Genomic DNA, 19,208 nt, shown 5'->3' with positions numbered 1-19,208 from the left:
CCGCGTGCGTTTTCCGCCTCGGGCGCGTTGCGTGCCCTCGCGCACCCGAGCTGAGAGCGCACGTCTGCCGCAACCAATGATGTGGCATCGACGCAGGCGAGATACGGGATCCCGATGGCGTGAGTGCGCGGCAGCAGCTAGCAAAACTCGGGACGGCTGGAGCTCTTGCCCGCCCACACCGTCGAGCTGGCACGATACCCGCCGCACCCCCCTCGGGCGCCGGCCCGGCGGGCGGCTACGCCAGATCCCGGAACGCGACCGCCTTGGTGTGGGTTTCCGAAAATGGAGCGCTGTTTTGGTCGGTTTGGTGTGGGTTGTAGCTGACGCAGCACGTAGAAGCCTATCTGAACGTGCTGGAACCGCAGGTCATAAGGCTGCCTGTTTTTGGTCTACTCGGCCTCAGCCCGAAAACCCACACCAAACCGACGAAAAATCAGCCTGGCTGCGAAGAGCCCACACCAAGCCATACTTTTTACGCGGAGGCGCCGTCGCGTGCCTCGATCGCCTGAACCAGGAAGGCGGTGGCGCCGGGGCGCACCCGTTCATCGTAGTAGGCACGGAACCGGTCATCCGCCAGGTACATCCTCGCGAGGCCCACATGGGCCTCAGGCGTGTAGGAGCCGTTCTTCCAATGGCGACTCACCCACGCGCCGTGCGCGTCGCTGAGCTCCGCGGCGGTGGCGGAGCAGGGGTCTCCCCCATCCATCGCTTGGCTGAGCAGGTCAAGGACCCGCTGCTCGAGCTCCTGGGTCTCGCGCCACTCGTCCTCGCTCATGCCGAGGACCACGGCGTTCGCCTCATCGGCAGCGGCATCGCCCCAGCGCGCCCGCACCTCGTCGCCGTACTTCCGCTCGTTCTCCTCAACCGCCGCCTGCTTGAGCGCGCGAAACCGGTCGTGCTCGGTCATCTCGCACCGTCCTTCCATACGCGCGAGCGTGCCCTCCACACTCGCTATCAGCGCGTCGGTGCGAAGCCGGTCCTCTTTGAGGCGTGCGAGGTGGCTCCTCAGGGCCTGTCTGACATCGAAGGCCGGATCGTCGATGATCCCCTTAATGCCCGTGAGCTCAACGCCCATCGCGCGGTAGAGCAGGATCTGCTGCAGACGGTCGAGCTCAGCGGTCCCGTACGCGCGGTAGCCATTTCCCCGGCGGGGCGCGTGCAGAAGGCCAATCTCGTCCCAATGATGCAGCGCACGCACGGTGACACCCGTGAGCCTCGAGACCTCGCCCACCGAGTAGGTGGGTTCGCTCTCGTCGTGACCGCACATCTCATCGCCTCCCTCGCTCAGTTCGCTCCGACGCGTACCAGCATCGGGCCTCCCGTCGCGTGGGGGTCAAGGCCCCTATCGCGCCACGCCATGCCAGCTGTGCTTCTCCGCAGATCCTTCACAAGGACTCGGCGCCGATTTCTACAGGCCGCCCAAGATCAGCAGGATCGAGCCGATGAGGCCCGGAGTGAGCTGCTTCAACGCCGAGGAGCGCTTATCGGGCGAGGTGACGAACAGGAACGCGCCGGCGATCACCGTCGAGACGGCACCGGCGAGGGCGAGCTTGAGACCCCAGTCCGCGCCGGTGATGGCGGCCCCCAGGCCGACGATCATCTCGATGGCGAGCATCAGGTTGTAGAGTCCCTGATTCGCAGCCATCTCGCGGGTCTGACGGGCGAAAGCCGGCTCCAGGTTGAAGAGGCGACGCGCCAGCGATCCCGTCCAGCCAAACATCTCAACCCCGGCGATGAACACATGCAGGAGCGCCGCAGCCGCAACGAAGATCATCCCGACGGCACGTACGAGAAATGCGATACCCGCGATCAAGTCCATAGCGCACTCACCTTTCGATCCAGTGGAACGGCAGCTCATGGGGGCCGAGGCCCGCTGCATCGCGGGCGGCGATCTCGACATGAAGGCGCACGATGCCCTCATCAACCGACGAATACGGACCGAAACGGCGCGTCAGGCGCACGCCCGGCAACTCACCGGGATCTCCAGCGCAAAACGCAAGATGGAACTTTTGCTGATTGATGGAGGTGGGCGCGAGGAGGGCCGCCTCGACAGCGCGGGCGAACCACGGGGGCGTGTCGGCGCCGACATTGCTCACCTGCGAGGCGACCTTGGACCGCCGCACGACACCAGCGTTCTCCCCGTGACCGATGGCCACGAGGATCACCAGGCTCTCTCCCTCAGGGATGCTCGCGCGCACGAGACGGCGCTTCGCGGTCGTCGCGACCCAGCAGCTGTTGAGGCCAAGCCGCTGCGCCTCGAGCACGATGCGCTCACCATAGTAGCCGGCATCCTGCTCGAGCCCCTTCCGGCGGCGTCCCGAGATCACCAGGTAGTTGGTCACCTGCGAGAACTTGCCGTAATGGGCGAGTGGGCTCGAGAAGGCCCGGGGCTCATCCCAGCGGAAGGAGAGGGTGAGCCCGCCGGCACGCGAGAGCTCTTGGGCGAGGGCCTCGAGCTGCAGGCGGATGGCGCCGCCGACGGTCTGACCGGTGTAGGCGCGCACCGAATGCCGCGCGTAGATGGCGTCGATCAGGTCCATGGCACCTCCTAATGGCTGGCAGCGCCGGCAACACTTGCCGGCTCGACGGCGCGATCCCGGTGTTGCGCCTTCAGGTAGTCGATGTACTTATTCCCCCATGCCTCAACCTGGTCGAGCACCGGCCGGAATTCGCTTCCGATCTCGGTGAGCTCGTATTCGACACGCGGCGGGATCTCGGGGAACACGGTGCGCTTCACCAGGCCAAACTCCTCGAGCCGTTTGAGGTGGGTGCTGAGCGTGGCCTGTGTGACATCGATCTCCCGCTGGATGCGGTTGAAGCGCTTGGGACCGTCTGCCAGCACGTGCAAGATCAGGATGGCCCACTTCCCGCTGATAAGCTGCTGGGCAGTGACGAACGGGCACATCCCGAACACCCCTGCCTCAACACACGTCTCTTTTTTCATACGATCACTCCATTACTCAAGTGAATTAGACTCGCTTAAGATAACTATCGTACTTGTAGCCTTGTTTGCCAAGTCATAGGATTCACTTAGCACGAAAAATTGATGTTAGTTGAGAAAAAACTGTCTTAGATTCCGAAAGGAGCCTGATCGTATGAACACTACACGTATGCCCGTCTTGTTCGTAGGCCACGGAAGCCCCATGCTGGCGCTCGAAGACACCGAGGTCACACGTGGCATGGCTGCCATCATGAACGAGGTGGTCGAACGTCACGGGCGGCCGCGCGCGATCCTTGCGATCTCCGTGCACTGGTTCACCCGGGGCACGTTCGTGCAGAGCGCGCCGAAGCCGCGTCAGATATACGACATGTACGGGTTCCCACCTGAGCTGTACGTGCTCAAGTACCCGGTGGCCGGAGACGCCGCGCTCACCAACGCGGTGCAGGACCTGCTGGGCGCGGATGTGGCCGTGAGTGACGACTGGGGCATCGACCACGGCTCCTGGTCCGTTCTCGTGCACATGGTCCCCGAGACGGATATCCCCGTGGTCCAGCTCTCGGTCGACGGCACCCTCGACCATGGGTCCGTCTACCGGATCGGACAGCGTCTCGCTCCCCTGCGCGACGAGGGCGTCCTCATCATGGCCAGCGGCAACATCGTGCACAACCTCCGGCGCGTCGATTGGGAGCATCCGGACGGCGCAGTACCGGCGACCATCTCCTTCAACGATCGTATCATCAAGGAGGTGACCGCGCGCAACGACGCAGCCATCATCGACTTCGACCGGTTGCCCGACGCGCAGTTCGCCGCGCCGACGCCCGACCACTTCCTGCCCCTCGTCTACACGCTCGGCGCGAGTGAGGGCAAGCCCGTGCGCGTGTTCAACGACGTGAGCACGCTGGGAACCATCTCGATGACGGAATTCGTGTTCGGAGACAGCGCCGCGTGATGCGATCGCAGCGGGAACCTCGGCTGCGACCAGCACGCTTGATCGGAGCGAGCAGATAGTCTGAAAAAGAAACGGGGCGCTCGTGTGAGTGCCCCGTCTTTGAGTCTGTGGTGGATCGTCAGGGATTCGAACCCTGGACCTTGGGATTAAGAGTCCCCTGCTCTAGCCAGCTGAGCTAACGATCCAAATATGTCCGCTTTGCCTGAGAGAGGAAGTGGGGTGGGTAAAGGGGCTCGAACCCTCGACCTACGGAGCCACAGTCCGTCGCTCTAGCCAACTGAGCTACACCCACCGTGTGTCCCTCGCGCAAAGCGCTTGACTATTATGCACTCTGTCCCCCAGGGGTGCAAGCCTTATTTTTTTAAATTCTCAGGGACTCTTGCCAATCTCGCGCGGATGCCCGTGAAAGCCGCTCTGACCAGGCATCCGATGAGAGCTCCCGTGCAATCGACCAGCACGTCGGCAACCTGCCCGTTGCGACCGGGCACGCAGACTTGAATCGTCTCGTCGATCGTCGGGACCAGCATCAGCACAAGTGCGGCGACCCCGAGCATCCGGCGGTCCCGTTTGACACCTGGGGCGAACGCCTGCATCACCAGGACGCCGAGGATGGCGTACTCCGTCAGATGGGCGGCCTTGCGGACAAGGAAGTTCGTCGCCCAGCCCGATGCGATGCCGAGGGAATCGAGCACCGTCTGAATCGCCGAGGCGGTCCCGTGGCTCACCTGAGAGCTGCTGGATCCCGGCACCAGCGAGTTACCCCATATGAATAGGATCATGACGCCCGCGGCCACGCACCAGGCCGGTGACAACGGCCGTTGCCCCGATTGCATCGCCCTCTTACGCCTCAGCCTTGAGACGGGGCATGGACATGGTGCCACCCTGGATGACCCGAAGGTACTCGCGGCTGGTGCGGCGCATGCTGTGCGACGGCATCTTCGCGACCTCCTCGCCGAGAATCTCGTTGATGCGGCCATGCATCTCCGTGAGGCGCTCGCCCTCTGCAACGGCCTCGGCGCGCTCCTCGGTTGCCGGAATCTCCTCGGCTCGAATCCGGGGGGCGGCAGCGGGGACCTCGTCGGCAGCGGGAGCAGGTGCGCCCGCTACCTCGTCCTCCTCTGCGAGGATGGCCAGGGCGGCGGCCCACATGTCCTCATGACCGGAGTAGTCGGCCATGGGGACCTCGTACGGCTCGCCCGTCGATGCGGGCGCGGCGCCTGATCCGGAGACGTCCGCCACGGCGCTCTCATGAGCTGCGGGGACGTTCTGCGGCTGTACGGGCCTCGCGGTGCCGACAAGCCCGAGCGAAGCCAGGGCGGCAGCGCGGGCGGCGTCGGTATCGGAGATGGGAGACACCTCCCGGGAGAGATCCGCAGTGGCCTCGGTTCCCGACGCCGCCTGCATGAAGGACGCCGTCGTAGCAGCAGGAGCGGATGCGGGAGCCATGGCGGGGGACCCACCTTGCATGGCGGCCTCACGCGGCGCGGCCGCAGTCGCAGGCGCCCCCGTCCGGGCCGCGCTCTCGCTGCGGGAAAGCTCGGCGAGGGCGATCTCGTAGATGTCCTTGGATCGAGTGGGATCGCAGCTGATCGGCGAGTCCTCCTCAAGCAGGCGGTCGATCTCCGTCCAGGCCTCGGCCTCGGAAAGCGCGTCGGCAGCCCGGGCGATGACCGGCACGCCCTGCGGCGCATGGGAGCCGAAGATGCCCGTCCGGTGCCCGCCGGAGGCGGAGGCGTTCTCGGCGTCGGGTTCTTGCGCGTCCTCGAACCGGTACTCCCCCGATTCAGATCGGTTGCCCACGCGGGCGTTTCCATTCGCCGCGAGGGCGGCCATCGCGGCGGCGCAGAGCCCCGCGCCCACCGCAGCGCCGATCGCGAAGGGCATTCCACCCTCCTGTATGAGCCGATGAGGACCCTCGAAGGGCGTCGTGAATGCGAATGCGAGCGCAGGGAGTATCAAGCCGATGCCGCCGGTCAAACCGGCTGCGATCGCCGGATGCGCGTATTTCTGTGCTGCCATATCTGCTTCCCTTCATCACACCTGCCACCGGCGGACACCGTGGACGGCACCGCCTCAGAGCATGCGGGCCCGAGAGAAACCGATGAATCTTGGTGGCTCCGGAGCCGATGGGCCCCCTTGCAACGGATGGTGATTCGTTTCATCTGCGTGTTCCATCGCGGCCATTGCCTCAAGTATGTGAGAGCGCTCATCGATTTGCAAGAGGAAAATCCAGATTTTCCCCAGCTCGTGGATGGGAAATCTGCATGTGGAACCCTCTGGCGACTCGAACGTGTCTGCATAAACGGCGATCCCGTACACGCCATGGCACCGAGCGGCCTCCCTTGGCGCACCCCGTGCAGCCCGACACCGAGCTGGGAGCCCCTTACGACCGGCTGCCAACGGGACCCCGCATCGCACGTAGCTCAGGTCCTTGCCCCGATCTTCATCCTGCCCCGCAGGCATACATACAAAAGAAGGGGCCCGAAGGCCCCTCCCCTAACGGCTATGCGTATCTGCACCGCATGATCTTCTCAGCGCTTACAGCGCCTCGGGATGATCCTGTGCCTTCTTAGCCGTGCGCACCAGGAACTCCTGGTTGCTGTCCGTGGCCTTCAGGCCCTTTATGAAGCTCGCTGCGGCGCGCTCGGTGTTGTTCATGTTCGCGAGCACGCGGCGGATGCCCCAGACGAACGGGCGCATCTGCTCGCCGATGAGCAGATCCTCGTTGCGCGTGCCCGAGGCGACCGGGTCGATAGCCGGGAAGATACGGCGGTCGGCGAGGTCGCGGTCGAGCTTGAGCTCCATGTTGCCGGTGCCCTTGAACTCCTCGAAGATGACCTCGTCCATCTTCGAGCCCGTGTCCACGAGGGCGGATGCGAGGATGGTGAGCGAACCGCCGTTCTCGATGTTGCGGGCGGCACCGAGGAAGCGCTTGGGCGGGTAGAGGGCGGCGGAGTCAACACCGCCGGAGAGGATGCGGCCCGAGGCCGGGGCGGCCAGGTTGTAGGCACGCGCCAGGCGGGTGATGGAATCGAGCACCACCACGACATCCTCACCGAGCTCGACCAGGCGCTTGGCGCGCTCGATCACGAGCTCGGACACGCGGGTGTGGTTGTCGGCGGGCATGTCGAAGGTAGAGGCCACGACATCGCCCTTGATGGAGCGCTGCATATCCGTGACCTCCTCGGGGCGCTCGTCCACCAGCAGGCAGATGAGGTGCACCTCGGGGTTATTCTGGGCGATAGCCTGGCAGATCCGCTTTAGGATCGTGGTCTTACCCGCCTTGGGCGGCGAGACGATGAGACCGCGCTGGCCCTTGCCGACGGGCGCCACGATGTCGATCGCGCGGCCCGTGATGGACTCGCGGCCGTGCTCCATGCGCAGGGGCTCGTTCGGGTAGATGGGCGTGAGATCGCTGAACTTCGGGCGATGGCGCATCTGCTCGGGGTCGACACCGTTGACGCTGTGGATCTTGGCGAGGCCCGGATACTTGTCGTTGGCGCGCAGGGGCCGCAGGGTGCCCGAGACCATATCGCCCGCGCGCAAGCCCGCGGCGCGGATCATGTTCGCGGCGACGAAGGCGTCATCGCGGCTGGGCATGTACCCGTGCGCACGGATGTTGCCGAATCCCTGGTGATCGATATCGAGGATGCCCGTGATCTCGCGGAAGCCCTCGGTGCGGGCGCACGCGGCGTAGATGTCCTCGACGAGCTCGGCCTTCTTCTTGCCGGCGTAGTCGATGTTGAACTCCTTGGCCTTCTCGCGCAGCTCCGCGACCTTGAGCGCGGTGAGCTCCTCACGGGAGACGCTCGGCTCGGAAGGCGTGTTGAACCGGTTGTTATTGCGCTTGTTCCGGTTGTTCTGAGGACGGTTGCCGCGGTTGTTGCCGCGCTCGCTGCGNCAGACGGCCGCGACGGCGGGGCTTGGCCTCCCCTGCCTCAGGTGCGCTCGCCTCGGCTGCCGCCGCGGGAATATCAGCCGCTTGGCTCTTCGGCTTGCGCGTGCGGCGCGGACGAGGGGTTTCCTCGGCGACGGCCTCGGTTGATTCAGTCTTCTTTTGTTCTGCCACGTGGTGCTCTTTCTTTTCCATCGGCCACATGCTGGCCGCCTGCAACCGCAACGGGAGAAAATGCTGCCTGCGGATGTGATTCAGGATGTAAAACTGGATTGCGCTTCGCGCTGCCCGCAGTGTAACACAACGGCACGACATGCAAACAGGCGCATCGTAAAATGCACGGAACTGCGGAGATTGCGTGCACCGTGAGAAAACAGGGCGGCACGGCGCCGTAGAGGAAAAACAGGCCCCTCATCCAAAGAGATCGGATGAGGGGCCAGAAAACAGGGCGAATGCGGATGTTCCGCTACATCTGGGTGGGTGCGGACACGCCGATCAGCGAGAGCGTGAGCTTCAGCACGGAGCGAACGGCGTCGCACGCTGCGAGGCGGGCGCGGGAGAGCTCGGGCGCGACCGGGTGGCCTTCGCTCGGCAGGACCTGGCAGGCCTGGTAGAAGCTGTGGAAGGCCGCAGCCAGCTCCTCGGCGTAGTGCGTCAGACGGAAGGGCGCGCGATCGCGGGCGCAGCTCGCGATGAGCTCCTCGAGCTCGGAGAGCTTGCGGGCGAGGGCGAGCTCGGTGGGATCGGTCAGCAGCGCGTAGTCGATCTCCCCGGAGAGCGCCTTCACGGCGACGGGCTCCATGCCCATGAGCTCGGCCTGCTCGAAGGAGACGCCGGCGGCGCGACGCAGGATCGAGCAGATGCGCGCGTGCGCGTACTGCACGTAGTAGACCGGGTTGCTCTGGCTCTTCTCCTTGACGGCCTCGATATCGAAGTCGATCGTCTGGTTGCTCGAGCGGGAGATCAGGGTGTAGCGCGTGGCGTCGGCCCCCACCTCATCGATGAGCTCACGGAAGGTGATCATCGTGCCCTTGCGCTTGGACATGCGGATGGGCTTGCCGTTGCGCAGCAGGTTCACGAACTGGCCGAGGGGCACCTCGAACTGGCCGGGGTAGCCGAGAGCGTCGCAGACGGCCTTCACGCGGGCGATGTAGCCGTGGTGGTCTGCGCCCCAGATGTCGATGACGTGGTCGACGCGCTGGAACTTGTTCCAGTGGTAGGCGATGTCAGAGGAGAAATAGGTGTAGTCGCCGTTGCTCTTCTGGATGACGCGGTCCTTGTCGTCGCCGAACTCGGTGGACTTGAACCAGAGGGCGCCGTCCTCGGTGCGGTAGAGGTAGCCCATCTCATCGAGCTTGGCATAGGCACGCTCGACCGGCGAGGTGCCGGTCCAGTCCTCCTGGTACATGGTGCGCTCGCTCATCCAGACGTCGAAGTCGCAGCGGACGTCGTGGCAGGTCTCGCGCATGTCCTTGAGCATCTTCTGGTAGCCGCGCTCGCGGAAGGAGAGCATGCGCTCCTCAGCGTCGGCCGTGACCCATTTGTCGCCGTCCGTGCGGAAGAACTGGGCGGCCTCGTCGATGATGTAGGTGCCGCCGTAGGAGTCCTTGCCGAGATCGTTCGTGAACTCGTCCATGTAGAGGTGGGAGTCCGGGTGCTCGTCGAGCTCGTCCTGGACGTAGTTGTCACGGTCGAGGGCGAGGTAGTCGCGGGCGGCCTCGATGTCCACGCCCTGCTTCTCCATGATGTCCGCGAGCTGCATGTAGCGCTTTGAGATGGAGTTGCCGAAGGTGTTCATCTGGTTGCCGTAGTCGTTGATCCAGAACTCGCGCTCGATCTCATAGCCGGCGTGCTCCATGACACGGCACATGGAGTCGCCGAGCGCAGCCCAGCGGCCATGGCCCACGTGCATGGGGCCGACGGGGTTGGCGGAGACGAACTCGATCTGGGTCTTCAGACCGCCGCCGACGTTGGAGCGGGCGAAGTCCATGCCCTGCTCGCGCGCCTCGGCGAAGATCGCGTTGGTGGCCTGGGCGTTCAGGTAGAAGTTGATGAATCCGGGGCCGGCGATCTCAACCTTTGCGATGGCGTCATCGGCGGGCATGTGCGCGAGCACGGCCTCGGCGATCTTGCGCGGGGCGGTCTTCGCGAGCTTCGCGGACTTCAGAGCGAGGGTTGAGGTCCACTCGCCATGAGAAGTGTCCGCTGGTCGCTCGATGCCGTAGTCCGCAAGCTCGAACGCGGGCAGCTCCCCCGCCTCCTGTGCGGCCGCGAGGGCAGCGCGTACCAGCTCTTCTATCTTCTCAGGCATAGATCCTCCTTATTGCGAGCGTCAAGGGCCCCGCGAGACGCAGGGATTCTGCTACTTTAGCATATCGATGCACGAATCACGCAGGATATCAAGGTCTTGTGACACCCGTGAAATGCGGAGGGGCGCCGGTGCGGCCCGGGTTATTCCGCGAAAATAAACAACCTATCGCCCCCATAAAATGTGACAAGCAACCCACCAAAAATGGTTTTTCGGCCTTTACCTGCTTATTTCATATTGTTTTCATATCGCTTCCTGCTATTTTTATATCTAGCACTAGAGCAGAAGGAGGAAGCATGTTCGCAATCGGAGAGCACGTTATTCACCCCGGGCAGGGCGTCTGCACCGTCACAGGCTTTGAAGACGAACCAGCCCCCATGATCGTATTGGAGGCCAAGCGGGGCCTCACCACGACGAGGATGCGCTATCCCGTCGCCCAGGCGAAGCGCCTGCACGCCTGCATCTCGCAGGAGGAGGCCGAGCATCTGCTCGAGCACTACGCCGACCTTGAATGCGACAGCTTCACCGAGCGCAACAGCGCCCTCGAGGAAACCTATTTCAAAGGCCGGATCAAGCGCGGCGCGCCCGACACCGTCTGCGTCGCCAAGACCATGCGCCGGCGCATCCAAGACGCCATCAAGCGAGACAAGCGCCCGAGCAGCTACTATACGCGTGTGCTCAAGGAGGCGCACCGCCGCGCCGTCGAGGAGCTCGCCGTCGCCCTCGATCAGAGCGAGGACGACGTGGCGGCGCGTATCGACGAGCTCGTCGCGCCCGCCCCGGGCTCACCGAGCGTGAACTAGGCCTGCGGGCCGCATCCAACCACTTGGGGTACCATAGCCGCAACGCACACCGAGGGCCCTGGCCGCACGCGCCGGGGCCCATCGCATTGAGAGGGGCTCCCATGGCAGAGAAGCTATCCGCTGGAATCGGACGAGACGAGGCCCACGCCCTGCTCGCCGAGCACAACAAGGATCCGTTCCACATCGAGCACGGCGAGACGGTCGAGCAGACCATGCGCTACTTCGCCCGCGAGTACGACCCCGAGAACAAGGAGTTCTGGGGCATCGTGGGGCTCCTGCACGACCTCGACTGGGAGGAGCACGACGACGAGCCCGCGAAGCACACCATCTACGCCGCCGAGATCCTCGAGGCCGCAGGCGGCACGCCGGAGCTCATCCGCGCCATCCAGAGCCACACGAGCGACTTCAACCCGGAGCTCCCCCACCCCGAGCACGTCATGGAGAAGATCCTCTTCGCGACCGAGGAGCTCACGGGGCTCATCGGCGCCGCGGTGGTCATGCGGCCGAGCAAGAGCGTGATGGATTTCAACGTGAAGTCGCTCAAGAAGAAGTTCAAGGACAAGCGCTTCGCCGCCGGCGTCTCGCGCGATGTGATCCGCTCCGGCGCCGAGCAGCTCGGCTGGGAGCTCGACGACCTCTTCGCGCGCACCATCGAGGCCATGCAGAGCTTCGCCCCGGATCGGGACACGTTCGTCGCTGAGTAGGGTCGCCGCCGACCACGCTGCAGACCGCTGCGGTCAACCTGCGGTAAAAGGGCCTCGGAGCAATTGCGCTCCGAGGCCCTTCGCATTCCCCGCTTAGGCACGGGCGGTTGGGCGTGATCTTACGGTCTCACCTGGCCCGCGCCGGTGATCTCGTATTTCCAGGTGGTGAGCGCCTCAGCGGCGAAGGGGCCGCGGGCGTGCAGCTTCTGGGTCGAGATGCCGATCTCGGCTCCGAGGCCAAACTCCCCGCCGTCGGTGAAGCGCGTGCTCGCATTCGCGTAGACGGCGGCGGCGTCGACCTCGCGCAGGAACCGCGCGCAGGCCTCCGCATCCTCGGCGATGATGGCCTCCGAGTGGCCGGTGCCGTATCGGTTGATGTGCGCGATGGCCTCGTCCTCGTCGGCGACCACCTTCGAGCTGATCTCGAGTGCGAGGTACTCCCGGCCCCAGTCCTCCTCGGTGGCGAGGACGAAATGCGCGAGGGGGCTGTCCTCGGCGTCCGCGTGGCCGGCTGAGGCCGTCACCGCGGCCCCGCGGGTCGCGGCGTCACCGTGGACGAGGACGCCGGCGCGCGCGAGATCGGTGAGGATGAGCGGCAGGAAGTCGGCGGCGATCTCATTGTCCACGAGGATCGACTCGGCGGCGTTGCACACGCCCACGCGCTGGGTCTTCGCGTTCAGGATGATCGCGCGGGCATGGTCGAAATCAGCGGAAGCGTGCACGTAGATATGGCAGTTGCCGGTGCCCGTCTCGATCACCGGGATCAGGCTCTCGCGCACGCAGCGCTGGATCAGGCCGGCGCCGCCCCGCGGGATCAGCAGGTCAACCGTGCCGCGCAGGGTCATGAGGGCGCCCGTGGCGGCGCGATCGGTCGTCTCGATGATGGAGACGGCCTCGCGCGGGAGCCCCGCCGCCGCGACAGCATCGGCGAGCACATGGGCGATGGCGACGCAGGACTTCTCGGCGAGCGAGCCTCCGCGCAGGATGCAGGCGTTGCCGGTCCGGATGCAGATGCCCGCGGCATCCGCCGTCACGTTGGGGCGGGCCTCGTAGACCATGGCAACGAGGCCGAGCGGCACGGAGACCTTCTTGATGTCGAGCCCGGCGGCGTTGGTGCGGTGCTCGAGCACCCGCCCAACGGGGTCGGGCAGGGAGGCCAGGGACTCGAGCCCCTGCGCCATAGACTCCATCCGCTCGGGCGTGAGCAGGAGGCGGTCGAGCATGCCCTCGCTCGTCCCCTTCTCGCGGGCGGCCTCCATATCGAGCGCGTTGGCATCAAGGATCTCGGACGCGTGATCGCGCAGGGCCTGCGCCATGCCGCGCACCGCGGCCTGACGGGCCTCATCGCTCGTGAAACCGAGGGGCCGCGAGGCCGCCTTCGCCGCACGGGCCAGCTCCTCGACGTATGTGGCAACGTCCTGCATAGTGGACACTCCTCTCATCGTTCATTCATGTGCCTCATCTTACCCGATGTGTTAAATCAGGATTCGATGTGCCACAGAGGACGCTTGCGGGAAACGAAATGCTCACCGCACAATGGCTGATCGCATTTATATTCTGAAATTCCAATATTTTAATATGAAAATTAAGATATATATATTCTGAATCTATCGTCAAAATCAAAACTTCCAGAAGTGCGGCAGTGAAGCGGAGATCTCTGAGCAGAGAGCGCCGCCCCATCGACAAAAGTGCAGGTCGTTGGTTCGAAATCTGCCCAGCTACTCGAAAACCCTGTTTCACTGCCGCACTTCTGGAAGTTTTCAAACTGCATGACGCTTCGCACGCCCGGAGAGGAACCCGATACGCGATTGTCGCCTCGCTTCGATGCCATTCTGTGTAGAAAACTGGTCGCCGAATCTCATGAGCACAGACGGCCCGCCGCCATGACCTTTGCAACCGCTGCTCAAACCACCTTGGTTGTTCGCGAAAAAACGCCCCGGCCCCTCCCGCCGCGCACCAAGAATAATGCCCGCAGAGGAAGGGCCGGGGCGGCCATCGAAACACGTGAGGGGTTAGCTCAGATCCGAGCCGTTGCTCTCGATGACCTTCTTGTACCAGAAGAACGAGTCCTTGCGGCGGCGCTCGAAAGTACCCGTACCATCGTCGTGGCGATCCACGTAGATCATGCCGTAGCGCTTGTGCATCTCTCCGGTCGACGCCGCCACGAGATCGATGCAGCCCCATGGCGTGTATGCGATGAGATCGACGCCATCGTCAAGCGCCTCAGCCATGGCCTGAACATGGGCGCGCAGGTACTCGATGCGATATGGGTCGTGGATGGATCCATCCGCCTCAACGGTGTCGGCGGCGCCCAGACCGTTCTCGACAACCATCACGGGAATGCCATAGCGCCCGTAGATCTCGTTCAAGGTGTAGCGCAAGCCGTCCGCATCGATGCTCCAGCCCCAGTCGGAATACTGGAGATACGGATTCTTCGCGCCCATGACGAGGTTGCCCTTGCCGTCCTTCTCGACGCCTTCGTGCGTGGTCTCGCAGTTCGTCGCATAATACGAGTAGCTGATGAAGTCCACGGTGCCGACGGCGAGCTCGGCGAGGTCGTTCTCCCCCATCACGAGCTCGACGCCGTTCTCGCGCCACATACGATGCGCGAAGGCCGGGTAGGCACCGCGCACCATCACATCGGATGAGTACCAGAAGCTCTCCTGGTTGCGATGCTGCGCGGCGAGGATGTCCTTCGGGTCGCAGGTGAGCGGATAGGAGGAGGGTCCGCCGGCGATCATGCACCCGATCTGGTACGCGGGATCAATCGCGTGACCGCGCACAACCGCGCGGGCACTCGCCACAAACTGGTTGTGCAGGGCCTGGTAGTTCCCCTGGATGAATTCAAGTGGCGCATCGGGCATGAAGAGCTTCAGCATGAGCAGCGAGTTGATCTCGTTGAAGGTGAGCCAGTACTTCACGAGGCCGCGATACTCGCGGAAGAGCGTCTCCGTGAAGCGATCGAACAGCTCGATGACCTCCCGGTTCTCCCAACCTCCGAGCTCCTCCTCGATGTAGAGCGGCGTGTCGTAGTGGCTGATGGTCACCAGCGGCTCGATGCCGTACGCCCGCAGCCCCTTGAACACGTTGCGGTAGAACTCGAGCCCCGCCTGATTCGGCTCCTCCTCGATGCCCTTGGGGAAGATGCGACTCCAGGAGATCGACATGCGGAACATCGTGAAGCCCATCTCGGCGAAGAGAGCAATGTCCTCCTTATAGTGGTGATAGAAGTCGATGCCCTCGTGGTTGGGATAGTACTCCCCGTCCAGGCACACACCGTGCGCGCCGGCTGGCATCGCACCGAACATGAGACCTGCGAGCTTCTTGGTGCTGCCGTCGGGCATCTTCACGGTGACGTACCGCGGCTCCGTGGCCGAGCCCACCGTGGTCACATCTGTGCGTGCGGGACCGCGGCCATCGACGTTCCAGGCACCCTCGCATTGGTTCGCCGCCGTGGCGCCGCCCCAGAAGAACCCCTCGGGAAATTTCGCAGCCATTGCTTGCTCCTTTCGGCGCATCAACGCGTCACTCCGCGTTCATCTCGGCGGCTTGTGCGGCCTCGTTCTCCAGGCACTGCTTGTCGTACATCTTCACAAACGGCGCGTAGCAGAGGTAGCCCACCACGAAACCAACCACCGGAATGAAGAGGTTTTGCCAGGCTAGCGACCCCAAGAACTCTCCAAGGAAGACCGGCAGCGCCGTTAGGATCATCACGTACGGGGGTTGGAAGAACCCGACCGAGAACCCGAGCCAGAGCAGGGCCGTGGTGATCACAGCGTTCAAGATGAACGGGATGCAAATAAGGGGGTTGTACATGATGGGCACGCCGAACACCAAAGGCTCTGAGATGTTGAAGATCGCCGGGATGACACCCGCCTTGCCGATCGCGCTGAGTTGCTCAGATTTGGCGCGCATGCAATGCACCGCCAGGGGCAGGACGTTACCCGTGCCGCCACAACATGCAAGCCCAGAGAACAGGAACACAGCGCTGAACACGGGTGCGGAGCCCGCGGCCACGAGCTCAGCATTTGCCTGATACGCAGCCATGTGGGGAGCTATCAGCACAGCAAAGGCGACTGCGGATCCGTGGATGCCCAGGCACCAAAGCAGCATCGCGATGAACACGATCACGATGATACCGGGTCCGGAGATGAGCACCGAGAGCGGGATGGACAAAACGCCAATGACCGCGCCAGGGAGCGTGGTACCCATGGTGTTCTGCACCAGGGTGTTGATGCCGCACCAGAGCACGATGTTAATGACCAACGGAATGAGGGTGGCAAAGGAATCGGACAGGAAGGGCGGTACGGAATCGGGCATCTTGATCGTGATATTACGATCCTGGCAGGTCTTGATAATCCTAACCACAATGAGCGGCATGATGAGTGCTGTGAACATGCCTGTACCGCCGAGGAAGCTCGAGTCGAGGGCGTTCATGGTAGATCCGTCGGCAAGGGTGACCGACTTTACCGGCGATGCCACCATGAGGAACAGGAACAGGGCCACAAAACCGTTGGCGACCTCCCCCTTCATCTCCAGATTCTTGGTGTAGGTGTACGCCACACCGAAGGCGACGGCGATCGCCATGACACCCATGGTCATCTTATAGGGAAGCTGGAGCCACTGGTAGACGGGATCGGTGGTCTCGAGCACGCCAGCGATGTTCAAGATCGTCGCGATGATCGTGAACACCGCGCCAGCGAGGATGAGGTTCATCGTCCCCATCATGCCGCTGCTGATCGAGCTGAACGCCTTGTTCGTCTGCAGCTTGCCGCCATACTCCTGGATCTTCTGCATGGCCTTCGATTCAAAGAGGCCGTCAAAATGTGCCATTGGTCTCCTCCTACGCCGATGCGAGCAACGAATCGATATGCTTGAAGATATTGGGGCAGTTGCCGATCCCGTAGTCCGCCGGCGGAATGACGCCGACGGGAATACCCCCCACCACGCGCTCGACGTTCGCTTTTTGATAGGACACCTGCGGGCCCATGAGGATGCAGTCCGCGCCGGTACTCGCCTCGGCGGCGTTATTGATGCCTGTGGCACTCACAGAAAAGTCAATGCCCTGATCAGCGGCATACTTCTCCATCTTCTTCATCAGGATGCTGGTGGACATTCCGCCAGCACAAACAAGCAGCACCTTCATGGCGCTCCCCTTTCAACGTGGTTGTTCGTTCTGCTTTTAAGCCTTATGCCGTGCGATCGGCCTTCTCGCGATGCAGGTAGATGAGCTCTTCGATAAGCTCCTGCGCGAGCATTGACGTCATCAGATGGTCCTGCGCGTGCACGAGCATCACATCGACCGGCGTGTGCTCACCGTTTGCCTCTTTGACGAGCAGGGCCGTCTGCTGCTCATGCGCATCGAGTGCCGCCTGCTTCGACTGGGCGAGCAGGTCATCCGCACGCTCAAAATCATGCGCGTGAGCCGCGGCGAGCGCCTCAAAGGCGAGGCTGCGCGCGCTACCCGCAGCGGCGATCAGGGCAAATGAGATCATCTCCACACCCTCTTCAGGTGTGACCTCCACGTCTTCCATGTCTCCTCCTTCCAAACCTTGATATGTGCTATCGAGATGCGGTGCGTCCACCGCGACGTAAATCCCATGATTCGGCTCCAGACCTTACTCGTTGAGCTGAGTGAGCAGATCGACGAGGGTCTCCCAGCGCTGCTCATCCACGAGCTTGGCAAGCGCCGCATCGTCCACGAAGAAATCTGCAAGCGAATTGAAGAACGCATCGAGCTCCGCACCGCCCGAACGCGAGAACGAGATGAGGAACACGGCTCTGACCTCGGTCCCCCGTTCATCCCATACGACCGGCTCATCGAGGAGGCCGACGGTCACGAAGGTGTCGTCACTCACCGCTTCAAGGGGGTGCGGCATGGCAACTCCGTTGCCATAAGACGTGGGGGCCGCCTCCTCGCGCTTGAGCACGAGCGGCAGCAAACCTGAGACATCGCCGCGCACCGCCTCAGCGCGCTCGCAGAGAAAGCCCAAGACCTCGTGCTTGCTCGCGCACGTGAGATGGGAGAAGAACAGCGTGGGAGAAAACGCCCCGAGGACCCTATCGTCTGACGGCCCGTTTCTTAAAAAATCGCGCATGCGCTCGCCCTCAGCGGAATCGAAGAAGAACGTCACCTGGCGCACAGGAACGGGAACTGAGACCGGAAGGGGAACCGTGGTGAACACGTAATCGATATCGGTGAAATCCATGTCTGCGACGTGCATGACGTCGCACGAGATGACCGTGTCGATGAACTCGCCGAACTCGCGCCGGCACCGGTGCTCGAGCAGGCGGGCGCTACCGGCCCCCGAGGCACACACCACCAGCAGGTTCTTGCGTGGGGCAGCACCGCGACTACGCTCGAGAGCGAGGGCGAAGGCCAGGGCGATATAACCCATCTCATCATGTGAGGGGACCGTACCGTACGCGCCCTTGAACACGTCGGATACCTCGAGCGCCATGGACCAGGCGAGAGGGTAGCGCGTCGTGATATCCGCGAGCAGCGGGTTCTTCAAATCCATGTGGTAGCGAAGGCGCACGGACAACGGCACGATATGCCGTGCGAGGTTCATGCGCAATTCCAGGTCACTGCGGAAGTCGAAACGGAACACATCCCATATCCGGTCGAGCATCTCGGTGACGACGCTCCAGATCTCATCCGAGATGACGAGCCCGCCCGTGTCCTCCACATCTTTGCTCGCTTGATCGCTCAGGAACGCGGTCTGCTTCCCGGCGAGATGTATCGCGATATAGGCGATCTCAGCATCGGGCAGCTCGATCTCCAAGCGAGATTCGATCTCCTCGGCAATCTCGCGTGCGATCTGGAACTCGCGCGTGGAGATGATATTCGCAAGCGTCTCGCCCTCGAACGGGACGTAGCTGCCCCCTTCAATCCTCAAAAGTGCGATGGCGATATGGGTGATGAGGTTGTGGTAGACGAGCACATTGATGTGGAAGTCGGCAGCATCCAAGACCTTCTTGACGCTCTGCTCAACCCGCTCGAGCGCTTCGCGCCGCACGCCGAGCGCTCTGAGCCATGATACATCTCCCTTGGAATCCTGCGCACCGACTACAGCGCGCTCGGGCATCGGCAGCTCCCCATCCATCACGGAGGCGGCGAGGCAGAAGCGCTTGTTAAGCTCTGATCCAACGACGCGCATACCGTAGCGCGGCCGCCGCTCGATCGACAGGTCGAAACGGTCGAGAATCTCCTCAACGCGCTGTATATCCGCGGAGAGCGAGCCCCGTGACACGAACAGTGTGGATGCCAGCTCGTCCAAGGTCACCCAAGTTGTGCGCTGCACGAGGTCGTTGACGAGATAGGAGATGCGCTCCCGGGGCGAACTCGGGACCGTCTTGGCGTTGCGAGCATGGGACGACGCCCACAGGGCAGCGAGGCGGTCCCCGTCCTCCACGGTGAGCGTGTAACCGCCGCCGCGACGGTGCTCGATGTGGGCGATGCCCGTCAGGCGCTCATTGGCGCGCTGCACATCAGAGCGAACGGTGCGCCCACTGACCCCGAGACATGCGGCGAGATCGGCGGGCGCGATGCCGGGACGTTCCTCGATGAGCTTGATGACGCGCTCCCATCGCATGTCCCGTCGCTCC

At 63.4% G+C, this 19,208-nt stretch carries 17 protein-coding genes and 2 tRNA genes; 3 read left to right on the top strand and 16 right to left on the bottom strand.

Annotated elements, in window-relative coordinates:
- Positions 1 to 472: 472 nt before the first annotated feature.
- From CAP13_RS03125 to CAP13_RS03110, 4 genes are all read right to left on the bottom strand, one after another.
- The gene (locus CAP13_RS03125) at positions 473 to 1,267 is read right to left on the bottom strand and encodes a MerR family transcriptional regulator (protein WP_085830180.1); all 795 of its coding nucleotides are present in this window, start codon (positions 1,265 to 1,267) and stop codon (positions 473 to 475) included.
- Between the two features lie 141 nt (positions 1,268 to 1,408).
- Positions 1,409 to 1,819: a DUF1304 domain-containing protein gene (locus CAP13_RS03120; protein WP_245798877.1), complete on the bottom strand. Its 411-nt coding sequence runs from the start codon at positions 1,817 to 1,819 to the stop codon at positions 1,409 to 1,411.
- Between the two features lie 7 nt (positions 1,820 to 1,826).
- Positions 1,827 to 2,540 (bottom strand): nitroreductase family protein, encoded by a 714-nt coding sequence (locus tag CAP13_RS03115; RefSeq protein WP_085830179.1) that lies wholly within the window; start codon positions 2,538 to 2,540, stop codon positions 1,827 to 1,829.
- 8 nt (positions 2,541 to 2,548) lie between these two features.
- On the bottom strand, positions 2,549 to 2,944 hold the full coding sequence (locus CAP13_RS03110; protein ID WP_085830178.1) for a winged helix-turn-helix transcriptional regulator: 396 nt from the start codon (positions 2,942 to 2,944) through the stop codon (positions 2,549 to 2,551).
- A 151-nt stretch (positions 2,945 to 3,095) separates the two neighbouring features.
- On the opposite strand from CAP13_RS03110, the gene ygiD reads away from it, so the two are divergent.
- The gene (gene ygiD / locus CAP13_RS03105) at positions 3,096 to 3,890 is read left to right on the top strand and encodes a 4,5-DOPA-extradiol-dioxygenase (protein ID WP_085830177.1); all 795 of its coding nucleotides are present in this window, start codon (positions 3,096 to 3,098) and stop codon (positions 3,888 to 3,890) included.
- Positions 3,891 to 3,998: 108 nt separating this feature from the next.
- Here ygiD and CAP13_RS03100 read toward each other — a convergent pair.
- From CAP13_RS03100 to argS, 6 genes are all read right to left on the bottom strand, one after another.
- Positions 3,999 to 4,075 (bottom strand) — tRNA-Lys (locus CAP13_RS03100).
- Between the two features lie 30 nt (positions 4,076 to 4,105).
- Positions 4,106 to 4,182, bottom strand: a tRNA-His gene (locus tag CAP13_RS03095).
- Positions 4,183 to 4,243: 61 nt separating this feature from the next.
- Positions 4,244 to 4,723: a VanZ family protein gene (locus CAP13_RS03090; RefSeq protein ID WP_085830176.1), complete on the bottom strand. Its 480-nt coding sequence runs from the start codon at positions 4,721 to 4,723 to the stop codon at positions 4,244 to 4,246.
- 7 nt (positions 4,724 to 4,730) lie between these two features.
- Positions 4,731 to 5,909, bottom strand: coding sequence for a hypothetical protein (locus tag CAP13_RS03085; protein WP_085830175.1), 1,179 nt, complete (start codon positions 5,907 to 5,909; stop codon positions 4,731 to 4,733).
- Between the two features lie 519 nt (positions 5,910 to 6,428).
- Positions 6,429 to 7,631, bottom strand: a complete 1,203-nt coding sequence (gene rho, locus CAP13_RS03080) for a transcription termination factor Rho (RefSeq protein ID WP_425429827.1) — start codon at positions 7,629 to 7,631, stop codon at positions 6,429 to 6,431.
- Positions 7,632 to 8,251: 620 nt separating this feature from the next.
- Positions 8,252 to 10,096 carry an arginine--tRNA ligase gene (gene argS / locus CAP13_RS03075; protein ID WP_085830174.1) on the bottom strand — a complete coding sequence of 615 codons (1,845 nt, stop codon included), beginning with the start codon at positions 10,094 to 10,096 and terminating at the stop codon, positions 8,252 to 8,254.
- 293 nt (positions 10,097 to 10,389) lie between these two features.
- Here argS and CAP13_RS03070 point away from each other — a divergent pair, with 293 nt between their 5' ends.
- Both CAP13_RS03070 and CAP13_RS03065 read left to right on the top strand, forming a co-directional pair.
- Positions 10,390 to 10,896 (top strand): CarD family transcriptional regulator, encoded by a 507-nt coding sequence (locus CAP13_RS03070; RefSeq protein ID WP_085830173.1) that lies wholly within the window; start codon positions 10,390 to 10,392, stop codon positions 10,894 to 10,896.
- Between the two features lie 101 nt (positions 10,897 to 10,997).
- Entirely contained in the window at positions 10,998 to 11,600 is a 603-nt protein-coding gene (locus CAP13_RS03065) for an HDIG domain-containing metalloprotein (protein ID WP_085830172.1), read from the top strand.
- Positions 11,601 to 11,719: 119 nt separating this feature from the next.
- Here the strand turns inward: CAP13_RS03065 and CAP13_RS03060 are convergent, their stop codons facing one another.
- From CAP13_RS03060 to CAP13_RS03035, 6 genes are all read right to left on the bottom strand, one after another.
- Positions 11,720 to 13,024 carry a glutamate-5-semialdehyde dehydrogenase gene (locus tag CAP13_RS03060; RefSeq protein ID WP_085830171.1) on the bottom strand — a complete coding sequence of 435 codons (1,305 nt, stop codon included), beginning with the start codon at positions 13,022 to 13,024 and terminating at the stop codon, positions 11,720 to 11,722.
- 588 nt (positions 13,025 to 13,612) lie between these two features.
- Complete coding sequence (locus CAP13_RS03055) at positions 13,613 to 15,097, bottom strand: glycoside hydrolase family 1 protein (protein ID WP_085830170.1); 1,485 nt, start codon at positions 15,095 to 15,097, stop codon at positions 13,613 to 13,615.
- A 28-nt stretch (positions 15,098 to 15,125) separates the two neighbouring features.
- The gene (locus CAP13_RS03050) at positions 15,126 to 16,433 is read right to left on the bottom strand and encodes a PTS sugar transporter subunit IIC (protein WP_085830169.1); all 1,308 of its coding nucleotides are present in this window, start codon (positions 16,431 to 16,433) and stop codon (positions 15,126 to 15,128) included.
- A gap of 10 nt (positions 16,434 to 16,443) precedes the next feature.
- Positions 16,444 to 16,746 carry a PTS sugar transporter subunit IIB gene (locus CAP13_RS03045; protein ID WP_085830168.1) on the bottom strand — a complete coding sequence of 101 codons (303 nt, stop codon included), beginning with the start codon at positions 16,744 to 16,746 and terminating at the stop codon, positions 16,444 to 16,446.
- Between the two features lie 43 nt (positions 16,747 to 16,789).
- Positions 16,790 to 17,134, bottom strand: a complete 345-nt coding sequence (locus CAP13_RS03040) for a PTS lactose/cellobiose transporter subunit IIA (protein ID WP_085830167.1) — start codon at positions 17,132 to 17,134, stop codon at positions 16,790 to 16,792.
- Between the two features lie 84 nt (positions 17,135 to 17,218).
- Positions 17,219 to 19,195 (bottom strand): BglG family transcription antiterminator, encoded by a 1,977-nt coding sequence (locus CAP13_RS03035; protein WP_085830166.1) that lies wholly within the window; start codon positions 19,193 to 19,195, stop codon positions 17,219 to 17,221.
- Positions 19,196 to 19,208: the final 13 nt, after the last annotated feature.

Source organism: Collinsella vaginalis, assembly GCF_900176655.1.
In the GTDB taxonomy this organism is placed as follows: domain Bacteria; phylum Actinomycetota; class Coriobacteriia; order Coriobacteriales; family Coriobacteriaceae; genus Collinsella; species Collinsella vaginalis.
This window is presented reverse-complemented; position numbering and strand designations above follow the sequence as displayed.

Excerpts from the sequence above, each read along its gene's own strand:
- CAP13_RS03125 (WP_085830180.1), bottom strand. The coding sequence starts at position 1,267 with ATGTGCGGTCACGACGAGAGCGAACCCACCTACTCGGTGGGCGAGGTC.
- CAP13_RS03120 (WP_245798877.1), bottom strand. The coding sequence starts at position 1,819 with ATGGACTTGATCGCGGGTATCGCATTTCTCGTACGTGCCGTCGGGATG.
- CAP13_RS03115 (WP_085830179.1), bottom strand. The coding sequence starts at position 2,540 with ATGGACCTGATCGACGCCATCTACGCGCGGCATTCGGTGCGCGCCTAC.
- CAP13_RS03110 (WP_085830178.1), bottom strand. The coding sequence starts at position 2,944 with ATGAAAAAAGAGACGTGTGTTGAGGCAGGGGTGTTCGGGATGTGCCCG.
- ygiD (WP_085830177.1), top strand. The coding sequence starts at position 3,096 with ATGAACACTACACGTATGCCCGTCTTGTTCGTAGGCCACGGAAGCCCC.
- CAP13_RS03090 (WP_085830176.1), bottom strand. The coding sequence starts at position 4,723 with ATGCAATCGGGGCAACGGCCGTTGTCACCGGCCTGGTGCGTGGCCGCG.
- CAP13_RS03085 (WP_085830175.1), bottom strand. The coding sequence starts at position 5,909 with ATGGCAGCACAGAAATACGCGCATCCGGCGATCGCAGCCGGTTTGACC.
- argS (WP_085830174.1), bottom strand. The coding sequence starts at position 10,096 with ATGCCTGAGAAGATAGAAGAGCTGGTACGCGCTGCCCTCGCGGCCGCA.
- CAP13_RS03070 (WP_085830173.1), top strand. The coding sequence starts at position 10,390 with ATGTTCGCAATCGGAGAGCACGTTATTCACCCCGGGCAGGGCGTCTGC.
- CAP13_RS03065 (WP_085830172.1), top strand. The coding sequence starts at position 10,998 with ATGGCAGAGAAGCTATCCGCTGGAATCGGACGAGACGAGGCCCACGCC.
- CAP13_RS03060 (WP_085830171.1), bottom strand. The coding sequence starts at position 13,024 with ATGCAGGACGTTGCCACATACGTCGAGGAGCTGGCCCGTGCGGCGAAG.
- CAP13_RS03055 (WP_085830170.1), bottom strand. The coding sequence starts at position 15,097 with ATGGCTGCGAAATTTCCCGAGGGGTTCTTCTGGGGCGGCGCCACGGCG.
- CAP13_RS03050 (WP_085830169.1), bottom strand. The coding sequence starts at position 16,433 with ATGGCACATTTTGACGGCCTCTTTGAATCGAAGGCCATGCAGAAGATC.
- CAP13_RS03045 (WP_085830168.1), bottom strand. The coding sequence starts at position 16,746 with ATGAAGGTGCTGCTTGTTTGTGCTGGCGGAATGTCCACCAGCATCCTG.
- CAP13_RS03040 (WP_085830167.1), bottom strand. The coding sequence starts at position 17,134 with ATGGAAGACGTGGAGGTCACACCTGAAGAGGGTGTGGAGATGATCTCA.
- CAP13_RS03035 (WP_085830166.1), bottom strand. The coding sequence starts at position 19,195 with ATGCGATGGGAGCGCGTCATCAAGCTCATCGAGGAACGTCCCGGCATC.